This window comes from Bacillus sp. TCT6 (genome assembly GCF_056033845.1).
In genome coordinates, this window is record NZ_JBVYHX010000001.1 from 2,693,597 (window position 1) to 2,711,875 (window position 18,279).

The 18,279-nt window shown below is 34.9% G+C and carries 20 protein-coding genes and 2 pseudogenes; 4 read left to right on the forward strand and 18 right to left on the reverse strand.

Annotated elements, in window-relative coordinates; translation table 11 throughout:
• Nucleotides 1-136: 136 nt before the first annotated feature.
• Nucleotides 137-626: pseudogene (locus AC0ONG_RS13810) on the forward strand (cytochrome P450); the annotation flags it as partial.
• A 117-nt stretch (nucleotides 627-743) separates the two neighbouring features.
• Here AC0ONG_RS13810 and AC0ONG_RS13815 read toward each other — a convergent pair.
• Complete coding sequence (locus AC0ONG_RS13815; protein ID WP_001170286.1) at nucleotides 744-1,694, reverse strand: nucleoside hydrolase; 951 nt, start codon at nucleotides 1,692-1,694, stop codon at nucleotides 744-746.
• A 426-nt stretch (nucleotides 1,695-2,120) separates the two neighbouring features.
• Between AC0ONG_RS13815 and AC0ONG_RS13820 the strand changes: the two genes are divergently transcribed.
• A complete protein-coding gene (locus AC0ONG_RS13820; protein ID WP_001087712.1) occupies nucleotides 2,121-2,396 on the forward strand; it encodes a hypothetical protein in 276 nt (91 codons plus the stop codon).
• Between the two features lie 62 nt (nucleotides 2,397-2,458).
• Here the strand turns inward: AC0ONG_RS13820 and AC0ONG_RS13825 are convergent, their stop codons facing one another.
• From AC0ONG_RS13825 to AC0ONG_RS13850, 6 genes and pseudogenes are all read right to left on the reverse strand, one after another.
• Complete coding sequence (locus AC0ONG_RS13825) at nucleotides 2,459-2,692, reverse strand: YuzF family protein (protein ID WP_000120816.1); 234 nt, start codon at nucleotides 2,690-2,692, stop codon at nucleotides 2,459-2,461.
• A gap of 239 nt (nucleotides 2,693-2,931) precedes the next feature.
• Nucleotides 2,932-3,165 (reverse strand): hypothetical protein, encoded by a 234-nt coding sequence (locus AC0ONG_RS13830; RefSeq protein WP_000340032.1) that lies wholly within the window; start codon nucleotides 3,163-3,165, stop codon nucleotides 2,932-2,934.
• Between the two features lie 296 nt (nucleotides 3,166-3,461).
• The gene (locus AC0ONG_RS13835; RefSeq protein WP_000738546.1) at nucleotides 3,462-3,608 is read right to left on the reverse strand and encodes a BC1881 family protein; all 147 of its coding nucleotides are present in this window, start codon (nucleotides 3,606-3,608) and stop codon (nucleotides 3,462-3,464) included.
• Nucleotides 3,609-4,154: 546 nt separating this feature from the next.
• The gene (locus AC0ONG_RS13840; protein ID WP_000486293.1) at nucleotides 4,155-4,616 is read right to left on the reverse strand and encodes a CarD family transcriptional regulator; all 462 of its coding nucleotides are present in this window, start codon (nucleotides 4,614-4,616) and stop codon (nucleotides 4,155-4,157) included.
• Nucleotides 4,617-4,832: 216 nt separating this feature from the next.
• A complete protein-coding gene (locus tag AC0ONG_RS13845; RefSeq protein WP_000957093.1) occupies nucleotides 4,833-5,741 on the reverse strand; it encodes an acyl-ACP desaturase in 909 nt (302 codons plus the stop codon).
• A 230-nt stretch (nucleotides 5,742-5,971) separates the two neighbouring features.
• Nucleotides 5,972-6,345 (reverse strand): annotated as a pseudogene (locus AC0ONG_RS13850) (sensor histidine kinase); the annotation flags it as partial.
• 163 nt (nucleotides 6,346-6,508) lie between these two features.
• Between AC0ONG_RS13850 and AC0ONG_RS13855 the strand changes: the two are divergent.
• Entirely contained in the window at nucleotides 6,509-7,270 is a 762-nt protein-coding gene (locus AC0ONG_RS13855) for a class I SAM-dependent methyltransferase (RefSeq protein ID WP_000817594.1), read from the forward strand.
• A gap of 180 nt (nucleotides 7,271-7,450) precedes the next feature.
• Here the strand turns inward: AC0ONG_RS13855 and AC0ONG_RS13860 are convergent, their stop codons facing one another.
• Nucleotides 7,451-7,975 (reverse strand): NUDIX hydrolase, encoded by a 525-nt coding sequence (locus tag AC0ONG_RS13860; protein ID WP_000280180.1) that lies wholly within the window; start codon nucleotides 7,973-7,975, stop codon nucleotides 7,451-7,453.
• A gap of 158 nt (nucleotides 7,976-8,133) precedes the next feature.
• Here AC0ONG_RS13860 and AC0ONG_RS13865 point away from each other — a divergent pair, with 158 nt between their 5' ends.
• Nucleotides 8,134-8,757: a cephalosporin hydroxylase family protein gene (locus AC0ONG_RS13865; RefSeq protein ID WP_474204707.1), complete on the forward strand. Its 624-nt coding sequence runs from the start codon at nucleotides 8,134-8,136 to the stop codon at nucleotides 8,755-8,757.
• Nucleotides 8,758-8,791: 34 nt separating this feature from the next.
• On the opposite strand, the gene lepB is transcribed toward AC0ONG_RS13865, so the two are convergent.
• The 10 genes from lepB to AC0ONG_RS13915 form a co-directional block, all read right to left on the reverse strand.
• Nucleotides 8,792-9,313, reverse strand: coding sequence for a signal peptidase I (lepB, locus tag AC0ONG_RS13870; protein ID WP_000711484.1), 522 nt, complete (start codon nucleotides 9,311-9,313; stop codon nucleotides 8,792-8,794).
• Nucleotides 9,314-9,394: 81 nt separating this feature from the next.
• A complete protein-coding gene (locus AC0ONG_RS13875) occupies nucleotides 9,395-11,548 on the reverse strand; it encodes a peptidoglycan D,D-transpeptidase FtsI family protein (protein WP_001249189.1) in 2,154 nt (717 codons plus the stop codon).
• A 323-nt stretch (nucleotides 11,549-11,871) separates the two neighbouring features.
• On the reverse strand, nucleotides 11,872-12,600 hold the full coding sequence (locus AC0ONG_RS13880) for an NAD-dependent protein deacylase (protein ID WP_001183806.1): 729 nt from the start codon (nucleotides 12,598-12,600) through the stop codon (nucleotides 11,872-11,874).
• A 75-nt stretch (nucleotides 12,601-12,675) separates the two neighbouring features.
• Nucleotides 12,676-13,323 carry a pyroglutamyl-peptidase I gene (gene pcp, locus AC0ONG_RS13885; protein WP_127725861.1) on the reverse strand — a complete coding sequence of 216 codons (648 nt, stop codon included), beginning with the start codon at nucleotides 13,321-13,323 and terminating at the stop codon, nucleotides 12,676-12,678.
• A 15-nt stretch (nucleotides 13,324-13,338) separates the two neighbouring features.
• Nucleotides 13,339-14,301, reverse strand: coding sequence for a DUF979 domain-containing protein (locus AC0ONG_RS13890; RefSeq protein WP_001021658.1), 963 nt, complete (start codon nucleotides 14,299-14,301; stop codon nucleotides 13,339-13,341).
• A 1-nt stretch (nucleotide 14,302) separates the two neighbouring features.
• Nucleotides 14,303-14,998 (reverse strand): DUF969 domain-containing protein, encoded by a 696-nt coding sequence (locus tag AC0ONG_RS13895; protein WP_000593392.1) that lies wholly within the window; start codon nucleotides 14,996-14,998, stop codon nucleotides 14,303-14,305.
• A 21-nt stretch (nucleotides 14,999-15,019) separates the two neighbouring features.
• Nucleotides 15,020-15,781, reverse strand: a complete 762-nt coding sequence (gene pxpA, locus AC0ONG_RS13900) for a 5-oxoprolinase subunit PxpA (RefSeq protein WP_000207324.1) — start codon at nucleotides 15,779-15,781, stop codon at nucleotides 15,020-15,022.
• Between the two features lie 12 nt (nucleotides 15,782-15,793).
• Nucleotides 15,794-16,789 carry a 5-oxoprolinase subunit C family protein gene (locus tag AC0ONG_RS13905; RefSeq protein WP_000382259.1) on the reverse strand — a complete coding sequence of 332 codons (996 nt, stop codon included), beginning with the start codon at nucleotides 16,787-16,789 and terminating at the stop codon, nucleotides 15,794-15,796.
• Nucleotides 16,780-17,493, reverse strand: a complete 714-nt coding sequence (gene pxpB, locus AC0ONG_RS13910; RefSeq protein ID WP_000672272.1) for a 5-oxoprolinase subunit PxpB — start codon at nucleotides 17,491-17,493, stop codon at nucleotides 16,780-16,782. Before pxpB ends, AC0ONG_RS13905 begins: the two co-directional genes overlap by 10 nt.
• Before the next feature lie 14 nt (nucleotides 17,494-17,507).
• A complete protein-coding gene (locus AC0ONG_RS13915; protein WP_000026362.1) occupies nucleotides 17,508-18,260 on the reverse strand; it encodes an IclR family transcriptional regulator in 753 nt (250 codons plus the stop codon).
• Nucleotides 18,261-18,279 lie beyond the last annotated feature (19 nt).

The following is an 18,279-nucleotide window of genomic DNA, read 5'->3' on the forward strand; positions in this document are numbered from 1 at the left end:
TAACTTTATTATCATTTTACATATAAAAAATCAAAATTTAACAATTTACCCTATATGCATTATAAAAGGCTTGTCTAAAATAATGTATATGTCAAGAAAACTTGTCTGTAAGTTGAAATGTTGTAGAATCTAGAGTCCGAATATGCTTACGGTAGATCCTCCTAATCATACTCGCCTGCGTCGGATGGTCTCTAAACCCTTTATACCACGTATGATTGAGGACCTTCGTTCCCGTATTCAGCAACTTGCCGACGAATTGTTAGTTGCTGTACAAGAACAAGGAAAGATGGAAATTATTGCAGATTTTGCTTAACCACTACCCATTATTTTCATTTCAGAGGTGCTTGGGATTCCCGCCACTGATCGAAACCAGTTCCGCAAATAGACAAAAAACTCATGGACACCTCTGTGGAACCTATTCAGGGAACTGAAGTTAAAACAACACTTAAAAGTTTATTCATTACATTGAGACATTACTTAACGAAAAGCGTCTAAATCCTGATTCTGATTTGATAAACGATCTCATTCAAACAAGAGAGCAAGAAAACAAGTTGAATAAGAACGAGCTTCTTTCGACAATTTGGCTATTCATCATCGCTGGACATGAAACGACAGTTAATTACATAGAGAAGTCAACGTCTTTTTTATTTTAGGGGAACTTGTTTTGTTAATTTGATATTTACAGTTAAGTTAAGTGACATTTGATTCTCATAATCCGTATTATCTGAAGTTAATAAAGTCTATTACACTCTCTTCTTTAGGAACGTTTCCATAATATCTTTCTTAAATTTTTCATAATCAAACTGAAAAGCTACATTATGCGTTTTATAGCCTGGATTAGTAACAAAACGAAAATCTGCAATGCTTTGACCAAATCCTTCTCCTTGATCAGGGATTACTTTAATAGGTACTCTTGAAAGACTAACAGCGTCTTGATTTAGCAAATACCAAACTGTTACAAAATCATGCATAGGACTTCCACTTATACCAGGATTAGACTTGGAGTAGAAATTATAATAATAATCTAACATAGGTTTGATGATGAGTCCTGCAAGATCCTGTGTACTCCGATGAAATGCATCAATTTGCTGGACCATTTCGGGTGTAACAATCGCGTGTTGAGTCACATTTAAAGGAATAATCGTCAAGTTCTTTGCATGCTGCAGAATTAAGTTTGCTGCATAAGGGTCTGCGTAAAAATTAGCTTCAGCCACAGCAGTTACGTTACCTGGATAGAAAAAAGCTCCCCCCATGCAAATGCATTCTCTTACATTTCGCATTGTTTCTAAATTTAATACAAAAGTCGTAGCTAGCGAAGAAAGTCTTCCTAAATTGATAATTGTAAGATCTTCTAAATTTGATTCTATAATTTGATAAATATCATTTAAAGGATAAACTGGATATGAAATTTCAGGTGGAATAATAGGTCCTAATCCAACTTTTCCATGTACCTCAGGGAAATACTGAATCACTATACCTGTCAACGGTACAGAAGCACCAAGGAATACAGGTATTTCTTCTCTTCCCGCAATGTACTTTAAATAGTTAATATTTCTTATTACATCTTCTCTTGATACATTTCCATAATCGGCCACAATTCCTACAAGTTGAATGTCTTTACGAAAAAAGGTGTACAGTATAGCAAACGCATCATCAATCCCTAAATCTGTAAACAGGAGAACCTTTTTTTGCATATCTCTTCCTCCAAAATTTATAGAATTCTACTTTCACCAATGATGCAGTGATTAGAATACGCTTGTATATATATTTTTTATGTATTCTTAAAGAGTGGATTCTATTCACTTGAAATAGTTTTGCTTATCTAAATCTGATATTATATTCAAGCACAAAATACATAAGGGTATTAGAGATATGGAAAAATCTGTTGTTATTGAGGAATTTACATCGGATTGGGCACTACAATTAGGGCTCACCATATCAAAAACAAAAATTGTACGTTTAGACACAAAATTAACATAGTTTAATTAGCTCCCTGTACGTTAAGGAATTAGTTTCTATATTTGAGGAGATGTATGTGACAGGTGTATATTTAGGGGAATCTAATATTCACCATTCAAATATGATAGAATAGAAGTATATCCAAAACGGAGGAATAACAAATGAACTCAAACACAAAACAGTTTATTTATGATATCCAGCAAAGAAAGAACAATTATATAGAAAATGCTCTAATAGCAATACAACACCCTAAAAAAGAGCAATCTGAACAGGTCATTCAAAATATAGTAGAGAAGATGGATATGATGATTAGTCTAGTTACTACGTACATGAGGATTGAATCTGGATCTACGGAAGAATTAAAAGAACTTCAGAAAGAAATTATCCATGCTCAAGCATATATCCAAAAACGAAAATTTGAAGAAACACAGAGATAAAACCCTGTGTTTTTATTTGATGCTCTATAATGCTAATCTATTATAAATCAAATTACATGTGATTATTGTTTTGGCATAATCCATACAATTTGTTGAATGCGTACAATATATGGCACCGTATCTTCAATGAGCAAATGATCTAGTTTCACATCCTTTAATTTACCTCTTATATTGCCTCTTACAGTTTCAATAACCACATGTTTACCAATTACTGATTGTAATGTCTGATATACATAGGGATTAGGCACACTTACCATATTTTGTTTACTAAAGTCATTTCCCTCCAAATAACTCATTCTATAAAACTCCTTTCTAACTTGCATTCTTTCTACTAATATATGATATAAATCTTATAAATATGCTAGAAGGATAATTCATTATATGGACGGAAATAACATTTTAATAGGGTACGGTTTCTATTTCTACATTGCTAAAAAAATGATTTATATAAAGTTACTTTTACTAGTTAATAGGAGATGATAAAGGGATATTTTGAATATACATCTAGGTTGTTCCTTTCTGGTTATGTATCATTTTAAATACGCCCTTTATTAGAATAGTGCTCATACTTTTTTTGAGATTCTTTCGTAATACGTGCGTTAAGTAAAATTGCTAACAATAAAAATACTCCATATTTTCCGCCTGTAGCTCCTATGATAATCACACTACTACAAACAAGTACAATTAATAGGATAAACGAAACTAAATAAATACGATCATAATTCTTTGACATCTTCTCGTATTTTATGCGTTCTTTCCTTGCATCCATTTTAATTCCTCCTTTAGATGATCCATTTCACTCTCAGATAAATCTCGCCCTTAAAAAGGAAACAATCTATCGTTTTAAATAATTAGTTTGTTTTTTTATCAACTAATTTATATAACGTAAAAAGAAATCCTACCAATATTAAGCTTTCCACCATGATAATCTCCATCCTCTCCTTCCTTTTAACCCCAACACATCAGATAAAAGTTATGTATATCCCATATTAGCTGCAGCAAGCAAAAAGGATCCCCCTTTTCTTAAAGGCTGATCCTTTTCTCCTTGCATGCAACTATTTTTACCTATTCTTGATTAATTAGAATAATAGCTGGTCCATCTACACGAATTCCACCAACTTCGATTTTTTCATAAGGCTCAACTGTAATAGAAATAATCCCTTCTCGCTTCTTTAATTCATTACTTAATTCTTTTGTTAACATTTTTTTCATGTGCGGACTCCTTCTTACTGCTTAATTTACTATTGTTATGTAAATAAAATAAAAAATGGTTTCTTGGTCTGGAAACCATTTTTTGTAGTTTACCATATGGTGTTACCAGTTCGTTTATCAATTTTACGTAAAGAAGATAAACAATTACTATTCACTGTCTCAGTAGATGTAAGGAACTCTTAAAGCTGGCGGTGAGATTGATTGTTTTTTCTTCTAGAAATAATGACTTAGATAGTATATTACCTAAAACAATGAAAGCCCTACCTCTCTTTCATCCTTACGGCTCCTTGTCCGTGCCAGTGTGAATCAGGATTGCAAAAATCAAGTGACTATTTAATCGAGTTATTTAATGAAACTTCGAATGTTCGTAAAATAAATTTAAAAATAAAAATGGATTAGATTGAAGTAATAACAAAAGAGGTTCCTACTCTAAAAGTGAGTTGAAGAAATTGAATGTCTTTGAAATGATTTACTTTTAATACTCATCATATTCTCGAAAAATTCAGGATGTTTTCGGGAGATATAATACATTATCTATAATAAACCTTAACAGAAACTTTTTATTTGATTTTCAGTGATTCCTTTAATTAATTCTAGTTCACTGACCAAAAACTTATATGCATCATCCAACAATTTTTTTTCACTTGTATTCAGTGTTTTTTCTTTCTTCATACGCATTAAATCGCGTACAACTTCAGCACCTTCTTGTATTTCACCCGTTTTTATTTTGTCCGTGTTCACTTTATGCCTTTGTTTCCACGGCAGTAATTTACATGATTCTTCATGCTGAAAAATGTGTATAATGTGTTTTAATGCAAGTATATCAGTAACTGGGCGTATATTCGAATTCAATATTTTACCCGTAGGAATCATGACTTGCATATTACTGATAGACATTTTGATGACATAATACTGTTGTTTTTCCCCTGAGAATTCTTTTTCTTCTATGGCTTCAATTATACCTGCTCCGTGCATTGGATAAACAATGTTATCGCCAATTTGAAACATATAATCCACCTCCATATGTGGTAACCTTTTCAAGCTTAACACATATGTTATTTTTTATCAAATATTTAATAATATCACAAGTTTATTTTAGGTGTCAATTACTTTTTTCTTCAAAAGTTAAATCAAGTAAAACAGCCGTAAAATACCAAAGAGCGTTCGAGATTTCCAATAAAAGAAAAGGGAATCCATACGCGTATATCCTGAAATCTCCACCCATTAACGTAGATCAATTTCCCCTTGAAAACGGCCAAATCGATCCCGTATTTTTTTCAATCTTATATGATACTCCAAAATCTCAATTCTTGCTTTTTCTGCTAGAGGGGCAATTGGTCGTAAATCTTTTAACCCCCAATACTCAACCACTACATCAAGTACTTGATCAAAATATTGTAGTGGGCCATAGTTTGCTTCTTTTGCAATCACAGCCATTCTATTTTCAAAATCAGGCATGACGGCACCTGGCATTTTAAAATTCCTAATCACATTGGCAATATGGTAGCAATAATTTGGTTCCAATTCTAAATGTGTTCGAATAACGTCTCGATAAAACGCATAATGAAGTGTTTCATCTTTTGCAAGACGGCGTAATAATGTAGCAAGATCTGGATCATGCTTACTTGCCACCTTAGCTACATTATTGTAAAACACCATTGTTGCAAGTTCTTGTAGCGTCGTATATGTCATGGCTTCGATTGGTGTATGAAAATCAGGCTCAAATCCACACTCAACGACTGATTTTCTTAATTCATGTATACGTTTAGGGTTTACACTTCGAGTGAGTAGTAAATATGTCTCTAATAAATTCGAATGTTGATCCTCTTCTGAGGTCCAAGTATGAATAAAGTCTGTAATAACAGAAAGGGAACCTTTAAAAGTCGCAGATAAATACGTTGTAAACCATGGTAAATTCACTTCTGTTAATAAAGCTGTTTCAATGGCCGTAATTACACCAGAAGGGAGAGTAACTTGACTTTCATCCCAAGGAACTCTTTTAAAGTCCATTCCCTTATCCCATGGTAAAAACTCATGATAAGCCCAGTCTATCTTCTGCGCTCTTATTTTATGTTGTTCATACAGTTCTTTTAAACGTGGTTCTAATCGAAAATCTAAATCATTTGTTAACATTTAAGTGCCCCCTTTTTCTTACCATGGATATTCATCCTATTTTTATCCTTAAAAATTTTCTACAAATAAATATTACTTTCCTTTTTTAAAGTCAAACAAAACAAATTTGTAACAAAATTTTTTAAGAGCACTATATTTTTATAGGATTTTTTTATTAAAAGGAGGACCGTTACATCTATTTTCTTTTTTATAAAATAGATACTGAAACATACAATATGTTAGTTAGCCTAAATAATAGCTTTGACAAGTGCCAACCCAATTCCATTCGAGCCAAGCTTTTTAGAACTACTTGATTTATAGAATCGTTCAAAAATATGAGGTAATTCTTCAGCTAAAATTCCCTCTCCAAAATCTTGGATCACTGGTTCGATATAGATTGGAGAATTTTTGACCTGAATCATTATGTTACCACCTGGTTTAGAATGTTCTATTGCATTCTTCAACAGGTTTAACAAAGCTTCCTCCATCTATATTTTTTCGTGAATAACGATTATTTCTCTCGGTGCATTCCAATTAATATATTTTTATCACTTATCATGCTTTCCAAGCGATTTAGAACTTCCTTAGTCATATCTACTAAATTCCCTAGCTCTTGATCAAAGGATTTCCACTTATTTATCCCGAATATATAAATAACCATTCTCACAAGGAGCGAATTTATATGAATCTATTCGAACATGAAACATAAAACTGCTTCATTTTAATAAGAGGTCCTCCCTTTTTCTTTTCTCATCATATTATCCATTAAAAAATAGGAGGACAAATTTATGAAACGTGATCCATTATTTTTAACTTTATTAGAAAGTGCAAATACAAACTTTAGTGGCTGGGATTTTTCTTTCATTTCAGAAACGGGTCGAATGAAGAGCGAGCCATTATCGTGGTCGTACGGCAGTACTGCTTTTCAGCTTATGCAACGTGCAGAATCAATGCTCGATATGGGTACTGGTGGCGGAGAGTTTTTATCTATGTTACAACCGTTCCCGTCAACTACATTCGCTACTGAGGGCTACGCTCCAAACGTGCCAATTGCTCAGAAGAAATTAGAACCTTTAGGGGTTACAGTTGTGGCAGTAAGTGATGATACTGCTTTACCATTTCAAAATGAACAGTTTGATTTCATTCTGAATCAACATGAATCCTATTCTGCTTCTGAGGTAAATAGAATACTTTCTCCTAATGGAACATTTCTTACACAACAAGTTGGCGGTCTTGATTGCGTTGAACTTAATGAACAATTGGGTACGCCTCTAAATAGTGAGTTTGCAAATTGGTCTCTCGAAACTGCATGCAGTGAGTTAAACCAAAATGGATTTACTATTTTAGAAGCAAAAGAAGAATTCCCTTTCCAACGTTTTTATGATATTGGCGCTATCATCTATTATTTAAAAGCAATTCCGTGGCAAATTCCTGATTTTACTGTCGAAAAGTACTTTGAGGAGTTATATCGTATACATGAGATTATTTTGCAAAAAGGATATTTAGATGTGAATCAACATCGATTTATAATTAAGGCGATTCGTAGCTAACAAAAAGAGGTGGCAAAGCCACCTCCTTTTTGTTCCGTTTACGTATATTCTCTACTCTTTCACCATAAGAAAAGTTATATCATATATATTACAATTCTGACCAATGAATTGTATTTCTGAAACATATAATCACCTCGCATATATAATGAGAGCAAAAACGTGATTTTTCACTATCCTCTTCTATTGAGAAATGAGTTGTTTTTCATATCGCTTATTCGCATCATCTTCTGTCAAACATGCAGTTGTGTAATGAATAATATTCCGGTTATCATACGTGAATATATGTTTTAACTTATTTTCTTCTGTTAATACTGTCGGTAAGTATTTTGGTAAATTGCTAACAACACCTCTATTATCACCATCTAATATCCAATCAATTTCTTTCCATTCTAATAATCCTTCAGCCGTACGAAATGGTGTATTCATTTGCATTCCATCTGGCAAATCAGCAACGAACACATACATTCCTTCACTAGCCTGGGGCTCATCTTTACCTTTAAAACCAACAGTCCCTTTATACATTACACTTGAAAGTTCTATACCCGTTTCCTCAAACGTTTCTCTAATTATTCCTTCGTATGGCGTTTCATTATCTTCTATTTTTCCTCCAACACCATTCCACATCCCCATATTCGGCTTTTTATTTCTATTTAATAGCAGTATTTTATCGCTTTTTCTAATAAAACAAATTGTGTATTTGTACATACAATCATTTCCTTTCATTTTCCACATGAGTTATTTGGCTTATTTTCAAGTAAAAACACTCGCCTTACAATTCCTTACTACATAATATATAGTACAACTTTCATGCGTAAACACTTTACGTCAAACGAGAGAATCCTTTTTAGAAAGGAGAATTTAAAATCGATAATATAAGCAATGAATTTCTAAACCAATATTACAACAGCCTCGTGTGGTTAAACGATACACACTGGTTCGGAGTTTCAATCTGTAAACTTCCCTCTGACCTCTTTTTGTATCAAGAAATTATTTATGAATTAAAGCCCGATTTAATTATTGAATGCGGGACTTTTCACGGTGGTAGTGCACTGTATTTAGCTTCTATGTTAGATTTAATTGGAAAAGGTCACGTACTTACTATCGATATAACTCCGCAGCCAAATCGGCCATCACATAATCGGATTACGTATTTAACAGCCTCTTCTGTTTCTGTGCAGGCCGTCCAAACAATAGTAAGCATGCGCAAACCTGATGATGTGGTTTTAGTTATTTTAGATTCTGATCATAGTAAAGAGCATGTATCCAAAGAACTATTACTATATAAATCTATCGTCACTACTGGCAGTTATATGATTGTAGAAGATACCTCCATTAATGGAAATCCGCTTCTTCCCGATTGGGGTCCTGGTCCGATGGAGGCTGTGGATGAGTTTTTAACTAAAAATAATAACTTCATAATCGACGAGTCTAAACATAAATTTTTCATATCATTTAATCCAAAAGGTTTTTTAAAGAAAATAAAGTGAAACTTTAATAAGTGGGGTTTTGCTTCTCCCCCACTTATTCTATCATTTTCATTTTTGAAAAAGGATAATATACGAATTCCACCTTGCCAATTATGTTATCTTCTTCAATATATCCTAAGCCATTTCGACTATCTCTACTTACTTCGCGGTTATCTCCCATTACAAATAACTTATTTGGCGGAATTTTTGTCTTTTGAAAGTTATAAAACACTTGTGTGTTGTTAAATAAATCTTTGTTCGTATATGGTTCTTCTTGCTTTTTATCGTTCACATATACCTTTCCGTTCGTTATGTTAATTACATCACCCGGAAGCCCTATTACACGTTTCACATAATATTTCGATTCATCCGCTTCCTTTATAATAACAATTTCTCCGCGTTGTAAATTAGAAAGACGTACTACTGCTTTATTTACAAATACGTAATCTGCTTCATATAAAGTCGGCTGCATCGATTCCCCTTCCACTTTACATAAAGTAAAAGAATGGTAGCCTATTACCATCACCAATATAAATAGTATGTACTTTCCCCAGCCTCTCTTAATTTCCTTTTTCATATCCATTCCCACCTTATAAAGCGCTTTTTAACTCAAAAAATATATCACTGCACAATATGTTTCCATGCAGTGATACTATTTTTACTGTGCCTTGTTCGGTTGTTCTACTGGAATTGAATTTGTATTTGATCTATTTGTTTTTAATTCAAAATACGCATCCAAAATCTCTTTACCAATCGCAGAATTAATTCCTGATTTATCATCATTCACCCATGGTACAACAACTGAAAAAGCTACTTCCGGATCAGCATCATATGGTGCATAACCGGCAAGAGTTAAATTATAACATTTTTTTCGGTTGTTATTCTCATCTCTTCCAATATCACTTTCTCCACCATATACTGTCTCAGCTGTTCCTGTTTTTCCCGCTGGTTTATATGGTAAACCTTTAAACGTTCCGGTACCTGTTCCGTCAGCTTCTTGAAAAACTCTTCTAAACCCTTCTTTTACATGATTAATGTACGAAGTGTCCATATCCACTCGATTTAATACAACTGGTTCAATCGACCGAACGACTTTTCCTACATCCTCTGGTCTATTCGGTTGCTCTCTAACTTCTTGTACAATTTGTGGTTTCATTCGGTAACCGCCATTTGCAATTGTGGAAATATATTGCGCAAGCTGAAGAGGCGTGTATGTATCATACTGTCCAATCGCGTAATCAAGTAAAAATCCGGGTATGTTATCAGTTCTACCTACTTGACCGATTGCTTCATTTGGCAGATCAATACCAGTCGACACACCTAGGCCAAATTGTCTAAAATAGTAGCGCATTTTATTAAATGTTTCTTGTTTAATATCTAATGGATTATTTGGGACATAATTAATGCCTGCCATTTTTAAAGCTGTATTAAACATATAAACGTTCGATGAAACTTGTAAAGCTCTTAAATCATCAATATCCCCAAATTCTTTCCACGATTTCTTCGGCTTAGAACTTCCTTTAAAATACATTGGTGCATCAAAGAAATGTGTATATGGCTTAATCGCTTCTGTTTGATATCCAGCTAATAAAGTAGCACCTTTTACAGTTGATCCTAACTCATAAGAACTTGTCATCGTTCCTAATGCATAATCTTCTATTTGCATACCGCCATCTTTATTTACAATTTTCTTTCCTGCCATTGATAAAATTTGACCGTTTTTCGGATTCATCATTACTACGAACGCACGATCCATCATCGGCTCTGCAGCATGAAAAGCTCGTAAATTCTTTTCAAGGCTTCCCTCTACTTTTTTCTGTAAATCCATATCGACTGTTAACATTAAGTTATTTCCACTTTTTCCTTCGGTCACTTTTTCTGTTCGAACAATTTTCCCTGCTTTATCCATAATATTTTTAGACTGTTCTTTCGTTCCATGTAGTGCATCTTCGTATTGTTTTTCAATGTAACTTTTACCAATACGATCGTTTCGATTATAATCACGAACTAAATAATAATCTAATTGTTCTCTTGGCAACCCTTCATTTTCATTAGAAACGCTACCTAGTATAGAGCGCAGTATTTTATCATTTGGGTATTCTCGTTCCCAATCTACTGTCGTATCTACCCCCGGTAAACTTGCCAATCTTTCACTAACGACAGCATATTCATTTTGACTTACATCTTTTTTAACGATTTGCGGTGTCATTTTATATCCCGCATTCATTTTGCTTTTAATTACTAATACTTCTATATCTTCCTTTGAAAGCTCATTTAATTCTTCTTGTGTAATTCTTTCCCGGCGCAGTTCTTCTACTTTTTTATCTAATTCTTTTCCTTCTATTTCTTGCTTTCTAAATTTACTCTCATCTTCTTTCGTTACTTTCGCTGCTGCCCGCTTTTCATTTAACTGCATCCAAAAATCTTTCTTATCTGTCTCTGTTAACTTATCCATGTCCTCTTGCGACATTTCAATCAGCTTGGCTAAATCTCTTGCTACTTGTAAAACTTCTTTCGAGTCTACTCCTCTCATTTTCGTATATGTAACGGTTCGCAATGGTTTATTATTTACAATAACGTGACCTTGCCGATCAAACATTTTCCCTCTAGGAACGGGAGTGCTTACCGTTACATCTTCCTTTTTGTTTACTTCATTTCTATACGTTTCTCCATCAATGATTTGTACTTTACCTAATTGAATTATAATAGCTGAAAATAAAAGAAAGACAATAAAAAATAGTACATTTAACCGAAAAGGAATATGAGTCTTTTTCTTTTTCGATTGTTTCTTCTGCTCCTTTTTCTGTCTCATTTCGCTCCCTCGCTTCATTCTATTAACATTTCTACGCAAAATCATTATGTATCAAATTTATTTATATGATATATATAGAATTTTATATTAATTACAAAAGAAATAAAAGATTTAATTTTCAGTTTTTTAATTAATTACCCTATTTATTACCATTCCCTTAATGCACAATAACATGAATATTATTCTAAAAGAAAAATGGGGCAAATTGATTTTTATAAATTATAGAGATGTGGTTACTACATTATCAAAATGTTTTCATATGGCTTAAAACAGTGATTACTCAAATAAAAAACTGAGGCGGATACCTCAGTTTTTTCGATAACTTATTTCATTGAAGATAATCCTTCAACAAATTCACCAATTTTATTTTGAAAAACATAATCAAAGTTATATTCCTGTTCTGTTAACTCTTCATTTACTAAAATAGTTGTTGCTCCTACTTCCCTCTTTGCGATTTCCGGGAATGAAGCGACAGGTTGTACTTTTAATGACGTTCCCATAACGAGAAGTACATCTGTTTCATATAAACGTTTCATCGCATTTTGATATTGCGGCAGTGTATCTCCGTATAAAACAACGTCTGGATTTAAAATGAAATTACACTTCTGACAGCGCGGTACTTCATGATCAATCATATACTGTAAATCATAGCCTGATTTACATTTTGGACAATGTGCTGTTTGAAGTGTTCCATGTAAATCAATGACGTGCTTACTGCCACCTAATTGATGTAAACCGTCAATATTTTGCGTTAAAATCGTAATATCTTTCCCTTGTTCTTCTAGCTCAGCTAAAAAGCGATGGCCACGATTTGGTTTATATTGATGGAACGTATTAATTTGAAAGATTTCTTTATAATGCTTCCAAAATTCTTTCGGACTTCGGTTATAGTACCCTCTTGATAAGTACATCTCCACATTCGCATCAGCATACAATCCATTTGCTGAACGAAAATCTGGAATACCACTTTCCGTACTTGCACCAGCGCCTGTTAATACTGTAATTTTCTTCGCTTTTTCTAAAATTGAACGTACTTCTTCAAATTGTTGCACAAAAATCACCTCTATGTATATTCCTATACTTATTATACCAGTTGTTTACAGAAGGTGTTGTACAATTCGTTTTATTTAATGCGTCGCACCCCCAACCTCTACAATATCTACTTCAACTGTCGTCGTTACCGCAACTGCCAATTCTATCCCTTTACGAATAGTAGAAAGAGACATACTCGGTTGGCCTGGATAGTTACTCGCTTGTTCTGGCAGGAACGGAATATGAATAAATCCGCCTTTTATTTTCTTATCACGCTTCTCTAGTTCATGCATGAGACCGTAGAATAAATGATTACAAACGAATGTACCTGCTGTTTGTGAAACGGAAGCTGGTATACCTTCTTCTTGCAGTCTTTTTACGATTGCTTTCATCGGAAGTGTAGACCAATAAGCAGCTGGTCCTTCTTCTGCAACTGGCACATCTATGGGCTGATTCCCTTCATTGTCAGCAATTCTTGCATCATCAACGTTAATTGCGACACGCTCTATCGTAATATCTGGTCTGCCCCCAGCTTGTCCGATACATATAATCATTTCAGGGTTTAGTTCTTCTATATATTCTTTTAATACTTTTATTGATTTATGAAATACCGTTGGGACTTGTTTGCTAATAATCGTGTACTCTCCAATTGTTTTTTCATGCAAACTTTTTGCTACTTCCCAAGCTGGGTTGATGCTTTCTCCGCCAAACGGATCAAATCCTGTTAATAATACTGTTTTCATAGTTTTCCCTCCTAATTAGAAACGATATACAAGGCCGTACATAATAAACATATTGATAATAAAGATTGAAAGAGCAATTGGTACTTGTGCTTTAATAACTGCATTTTTATCCTTTAGTTCTAAAAGCATCGCCGGAACGATATTAAAGTTTGCTGCCATTGGCGTAAGTAGCGTTCCGCAATATCCAGCAAACATACCGAGTGCTGCCATAATTGCTGGATTCCCACCGTGCATTTGAACAATTAAAGGTAAACCAATTCCGCCAGTAATAACGGCAAACGCTGCGAATGCATTTCCCATTACGACTGTGAAAAGCATCATTCCTAAACAATACGCCATAACAGCAACGAACGGATACTCTGTCGGTAACACTTGTCCGACTAAATCTGAAACAACTTGTCCAACGCCAGACTTCGCGAATATACCGCCAAGTGCTGCTAACATTTGTGGTAAAATTACAGCCCAGCCGACAGCTTGCAATAGTCTGCTTCCTTCTTGTACAGGCGTTGTTATTTTTGATTTTGTAATACGCATCGCCGCAACGAATGCGAGTAATGCACCAAGCGCTAATGCAACTAATGTTACTTTATCTGGATCAACAAGAGAGACATTTCCCCATTTAATTTTCCCTAAGGTCAACGTACCGATAATTGTAAAAATAGGAATTAATAGTGCAGGCATAAAAATTTTATTTTTTAATTTCTCAGCATGTTTTACACGCTCTTGTACTGGAACTTCTTTTTCCTCTGATTTTGTTACTTTATTTAGCGAGGCTAAAACGACCATAGCGAGCACGATACAGCCAACGTAAAACGAAGGAATTACATTTCCGAATAAAAATGTAACTGCAAACAATGCCCAAAATAAACTAGAACCGAATCTGTTGGGATGTTCACGATCGAATGCGATACGAACAGCGATAAAAGCAACGATTATCCCTAATACATAATAGATTGTATCCATTGTGATGATGTTCATATTAGATTGCCTCCTTCTCTTCTTTTCCTTCTGCCTTCATTGTTTTCTCTATATATTTATCAAACCTTCTAAATCTAATCCAGCTTACAATAAGTGCAGATATTGCAGTTGGAATGCCCCAAAGTGCCATATCCCATACACCCACATGCATACCTACTGAATCGAAGAACCCTTTCATTAATAAAATAGCACCAGTTGCGATGAAAATATCTTCTCCGAAAAACCAAGCTGTATTTTCCGCAGCAGCTGCGTTTGCTTTAATCTTTTCTCTTAATTTTTCAGGAAGTTTACCGTATTTACCTTGCGCGGCCCCTTCTGCCATCGGTGCAACGAGCGGTCTTACCGTTTGTGCATGCCCACCAATATTAAGCCCTAGTGCTGCTGACGATTCTCTTATCGTAAAATATGACATTAATACTCTTCCAGTTGTTGCTCCTTTTGATTTCGTTATAAGTGCTTCTGCTCTTTCTTTTAAACCGTAACGCTCTAAAATTCCGATTACCGGTAAAGTTAATATAATTGGCATAGACATATATCTATTTTCTATGAAAAATTTACCGAACATGCTGATCACATCATAAAAACTTAATCCTGAAACCATCCCCGTAACAATACCTGCAACCATAACTACTAAAAGTGTATTTAATCTAAATAAAAAGCCCACTGCAACAAGTAGTATTCCGATTAATTTAATCATCCCAGCACTTCCCCCTATTTTTTATTTCGGTGCACAAATAGAAATACCATTACGTTCGAATATTCTGTATATTTTTCCCGCAAATTGTACTGCTTTTTCTCCATCACCGTGTAAACAAATCGTCTGCGCCTGAACTGCTACTTCCTCTCCATTGACCGAATTTACATAGCCTTCTTTCACCATTTGAAGCACTTGCTTTATCGCTTCGTCTTCATTTTTTATAAGTGCATTTTCTTCTGTACGGCTCGTTAACGTTCCATCTTGCTTATATGTACGATCCGCAAACGCTTCTTGTACGAGAGTTACATTGTATTTTTCTGCAGCCTGTATAAACGCCTCGCTATTTGCTAATCCGTAAAGCGATAGACTCGGATTCATATGATAAATTGCCTTAGCGATTGCATCTGCAATTTTCGAATCCGTTGCCGCCATATTATATAAGGCACCATGCGGCTTTACATGCTGCATTTTCCCGCCTGCCGCTTTTACAAATGCGTCTAATGCGCCGATTTGATATAAAACATAATCGTATACTTCACTTGCTGAAACATTCATGTTTCTTCTACCGAATCCAATTAAATCAGGAAATCCAGGATGCGCTCCTATCGCTACGTTATGCTCCAAAGCTTTTTCAACAGTTTGACGCATAACAGACGGATCACCCGCATGAAAACCGCAAGCAACGTTTATAGAGGAAACGAACGGAAGAATTTCATCATCATTCCCCATTTTATAAGCTCCAAAACTTTCTCCTAAATCACAGTTTAAATCGATTGTAGTCACAATGTATTCCTCCTAATTCCAGCTTCGTAAAGCGATGAATTTCTTTAATAGATTCATATTTACTTCCTGTTCTATGTACAATTGTTCCGCTTCTTCAAGCGTAATTTTCTCAAAAGAAACATAGTCCCCCGGCTTTAGCTGGGCAAGAAGAGGGAAATCTACTGAAATGATATTTCCCATTCTCGGATAGCCACCTGTCGTTTGCCTATCTGCCATTAATATAATCGGCTGTCCACCATTAGGAACTTGAATGGTTCCAAATGTAACAGGACTCGATAAAATCTCTTTTTCTTCAATCCTATTTAAAACTTCTCCCTCAACCCTATAGCCCATACGGTCAGCATAATTAGATACTTTATACTCTTTCGTAAAAAATGTCTTTCTACTTTCTTCTGTAAATTGATCGTATTCAAAGTCAGTTATGACACGAAGCTTAGGATGTTTCTTATATTTTGGTAGTACGCTGTTGCTAATTGCCCATTTCGTTTTTATTCGCTCATTTTTTTGTAAGTCTTGAATGAAACGATTCGCCATTTCTGGTTGTGCACCAATTTGGAAGTAGTCACCCTTGTTGAGCATTCTTCCTTCTATACCGCCAATCGCAGCACGTATGTACGTACTTTTACTTCCCATAGTGTGATCAATATGGATGCCACCCGCAAAAGTCACATACGCTCTGCAACCACTTTTTACTTTTCCAAAACAAAGCATACTACCTTCTTCCGCTAAAATGGGACGCCATAACGGGATACGTTCTCCATTCAGTAACGGTTCCATATCTGCTCCACCAATCGCAAGTAAAGTCGTTTTCTTTATTAACAATTTAGGTCCCATAATCGTCATTTCGAGTGCCGCTTCATTCTCTTCATTACCAACTAACATATTGATCATCCGAATTGCACTTTGATCCATAGCCCCGCCAACAGGTACACCATATTGTTGATAATAAGATCGCCCTAAATCTTGGACTGTTGTAAACATCCCTGCATGCAAAACCTCTACATCCATTTTTTAGCCCCCTCAAGCGATACGTACTCTTCCTTCGTTATTGGGATAAATCGTAAATACATACCACTTTGAATATATGTTGGTATTTCTTCGTTCGGATTAAATAGAGTAATAGGTGTTCGGCCGATAATATTCCATCCACCTGGTGTTTCAAGCGGATAAATACCTGTTTGATTTCCGCCAATACCTACTGAACCAGGAGAGATTTGTAATCGTGGCGTTTCTTTTCTAGGTGTTTCTAATTCTTTTGATAGTCCTCCTAAATACGGAAACCCTGGTGTAAAACCAAGCATATATACAAAATATGTAGTTTCACTATGTATTCGAATCACATCTTCTACTTGTAAACCTTTATAATGTGCAACCTCTTCTAAATCAGGTCCATATTCTCCCCCGTAGCACACTGGTATAGAAATATGTTTCACATCCTGTTTTACTTCTTCTTTATAAGAATCACACAGCTCCTTTATATACTGACGAACGTAATCATATGACCTTTCACTTCTCTCATTTCTCTTCCATACTTCATATGCATTGTAGTAAACAGCTAATGAAGTAAACGACGGAACGCACTCAATCATTCCTGCAAACGGCTGTTGCTGCAGTGCTTGAAATAACCACTGTACTTTCTCATATATATCCATCTTAATTTCTTCACCAAATGTAACAATAATTGCTTGATCCCCTAACGCAGAAAATTTCATCCTACTCCCTCTTTCTATGCCAAAAAGCCGAGTTCTTTCGAAATGCGATGCGCTGTTTCTTTCACCTTCGCAATAAAATATGAAATGTTACTTTCGCTGTACTCAATTGCTAATCCTGAAATACTAATGCCTGCTACAACCGTTCCATCGCTCGCAAAAATGGGTGCTGCTATCGCGGCTGTATGATTTTCCAACTCAGAATAACTAATTGTGTAGCCTTCCTTTTTTGCCATTTGCAACACTTCTAACAATTGTTTCTTATCCACGATTGTTCCATCTGCAAACTGTTTTAAATCCACTTCCTCTATGTATCTCCGTTTCTCTTCCTCAGAGAAATATGATAGTAAAATTCTTGGACATGCGCCAGCATAAAGTGGTGCTCTTCTTCCAACCGCCGTATACACGCGTACCGGCTGAACACCTTCCATCTTTTCAACATAAATTGCATCATTACCATCTTGAATTATTAAATTAACTGCCTGTCCTAAACTATCTCTAAGTTCTTTCATATAAGGAATTGCTATATTTCTTACTGATAACCGGTGTGAAACAAGTTGACCGAACCGTAAAAATACGACCCCTAAACGATATTTCCCCTTTTCGTTTTTTTGTAAAAACTCCATCTCTTCTAACGAGCCAATTAAACGATAAACAGATGTTTTCGGCATATTTGTAAGCTGAACCATCTCAGTTAAACTTAGCTCTTCATGCTCATAAAACAACTCTAAAATATCCATTGTCTTAACTGCCGTTTTATTTATACTCATTCTATCTCCCTTTCGTTCC

Excerpts from the sequence above, each read along its gene's own strand:
- AC0ONG_RS13855 (WP_000817594.1), top strand. The coding sequence starts at position 6,509 with ATGAAACGTGATCCATTATTTTTAACTTTATTAGAAAGTGCAAATACA.
- AC0ONG_RS13905 (WP_000382259.1), bottom strand. The coding sequence starts at position 16,789 with ATGGATGTAGAGGTTTTGCATGCAGGGATGTTTACAACAGTCCAAGAT.
- AC0ONG_RS13860 (WP_000280180.1), bottom strand. The coding sequence starts at position 7,975 with ATGTACAAATACACAATTTGTTTTATTAGAAAAAGCGATAAAATACTG.
- AC0ONG_RS13815 (WP_001170286.1), bottom strand. The coding sequence starts at position 1,694 with ATGCAAAAAAAGGTTCTCCTGTTTACAGATTTAGGGATTGATGATGCG.
- AC0ONG_RS13830 (WP_000340032.1), bottom strand. The coding sequence starts at position 3,165 with ATGGATGCAAGGAAAGAACGCATAAAATACGAGAAGATGTCAAAGAAT.
- AC0ONG_RS13825 (WP_000120816.1), bottom strand. The coding sequence starts at position 2,692 with ATGAGTTATTTGGAGGGAAATGACTTTAGTAAACAAAATATGGTAAGT.
- AC0ONG_RS13915 (WP_000026362.1), bottom strand. The coding sequence starts at position 18,260 with ATGAGTATAAATAAAACGGCAGTTAAGACAATGGATATTTTAGAGTTG.
- pxpB (WP_000672272.1), bottom strand. The coding sequence starts at position 17,493 with ATGAAATTTTCTGCGTTAGGGGATCAAGCAATTATTGTTACATTTGGT.
- AC0ONG_RS13890 (WP_001021658.1), bottom strand. The coding sequence starts at position 14,301 with ATGAACATCATCACAATGGATACAATCTATTATGTATTAGGGATAATC.
- AC0ONG_RS13845 (WP_000957093.1), bottom strand. The coding sequence starts at position 5,741 with ATGTTAACAAATGATTTAGATTTTCGATTAGAACCACGTTTAAAAGAA.
- AC0ONG_RS13895 (WP_000593392.1), bottom strand. The coding sequence starts at position 14,998 with ATGATTAAATTAATCGGAATACTACTTGTTGCAGTGGGCTTTTTATTT.
- AC0ONG_RS13875 (WP_001249189.1), bottom strand. The coding sequence starts at position 11,548 with ATGAGACAGAAAAAGGAGCAGAAGAAACAATCGAAAAAGAAAAAGACT.
- AC0ONG_RS13840 (WP_000486293.1), bottom strand. The coding sequence starts at position 4,616 with ATGTTTCAAATTGGCGATAACATTGTTTATCCAATGCACGGAGCAGGT.
- pcp (WP_127725861.1), bottom strand. The coding sequence starts at position 13,323 with ATGAAAACAGTATTATTAACAGGATTTGATCCGTTTGGCGGAGAAAGC.
- AC0ONG_RS13835 (WP_000738546.1), bottom strand. The coding sequence starts at position 3,608 with ATGAAAAAAATGTTAACAAAAGAATTAAGTAATGAATTAAAGAAGCGA.
- lepB (WP_000711484.1), bottom strand. The coding sequence starts at position 9,313 with ATGAAAAAGGAAATTAAGAGAGGCTGGGGAAAGTACATACTATTTATA.
- AC0ONG_RS13820 (WP_001087712.1), top strand. The coding sequence starts at position 2,121 with ATGAACTCAAACACAAAACAGTTTATTTATGATATCCAGCAAAGAAAG.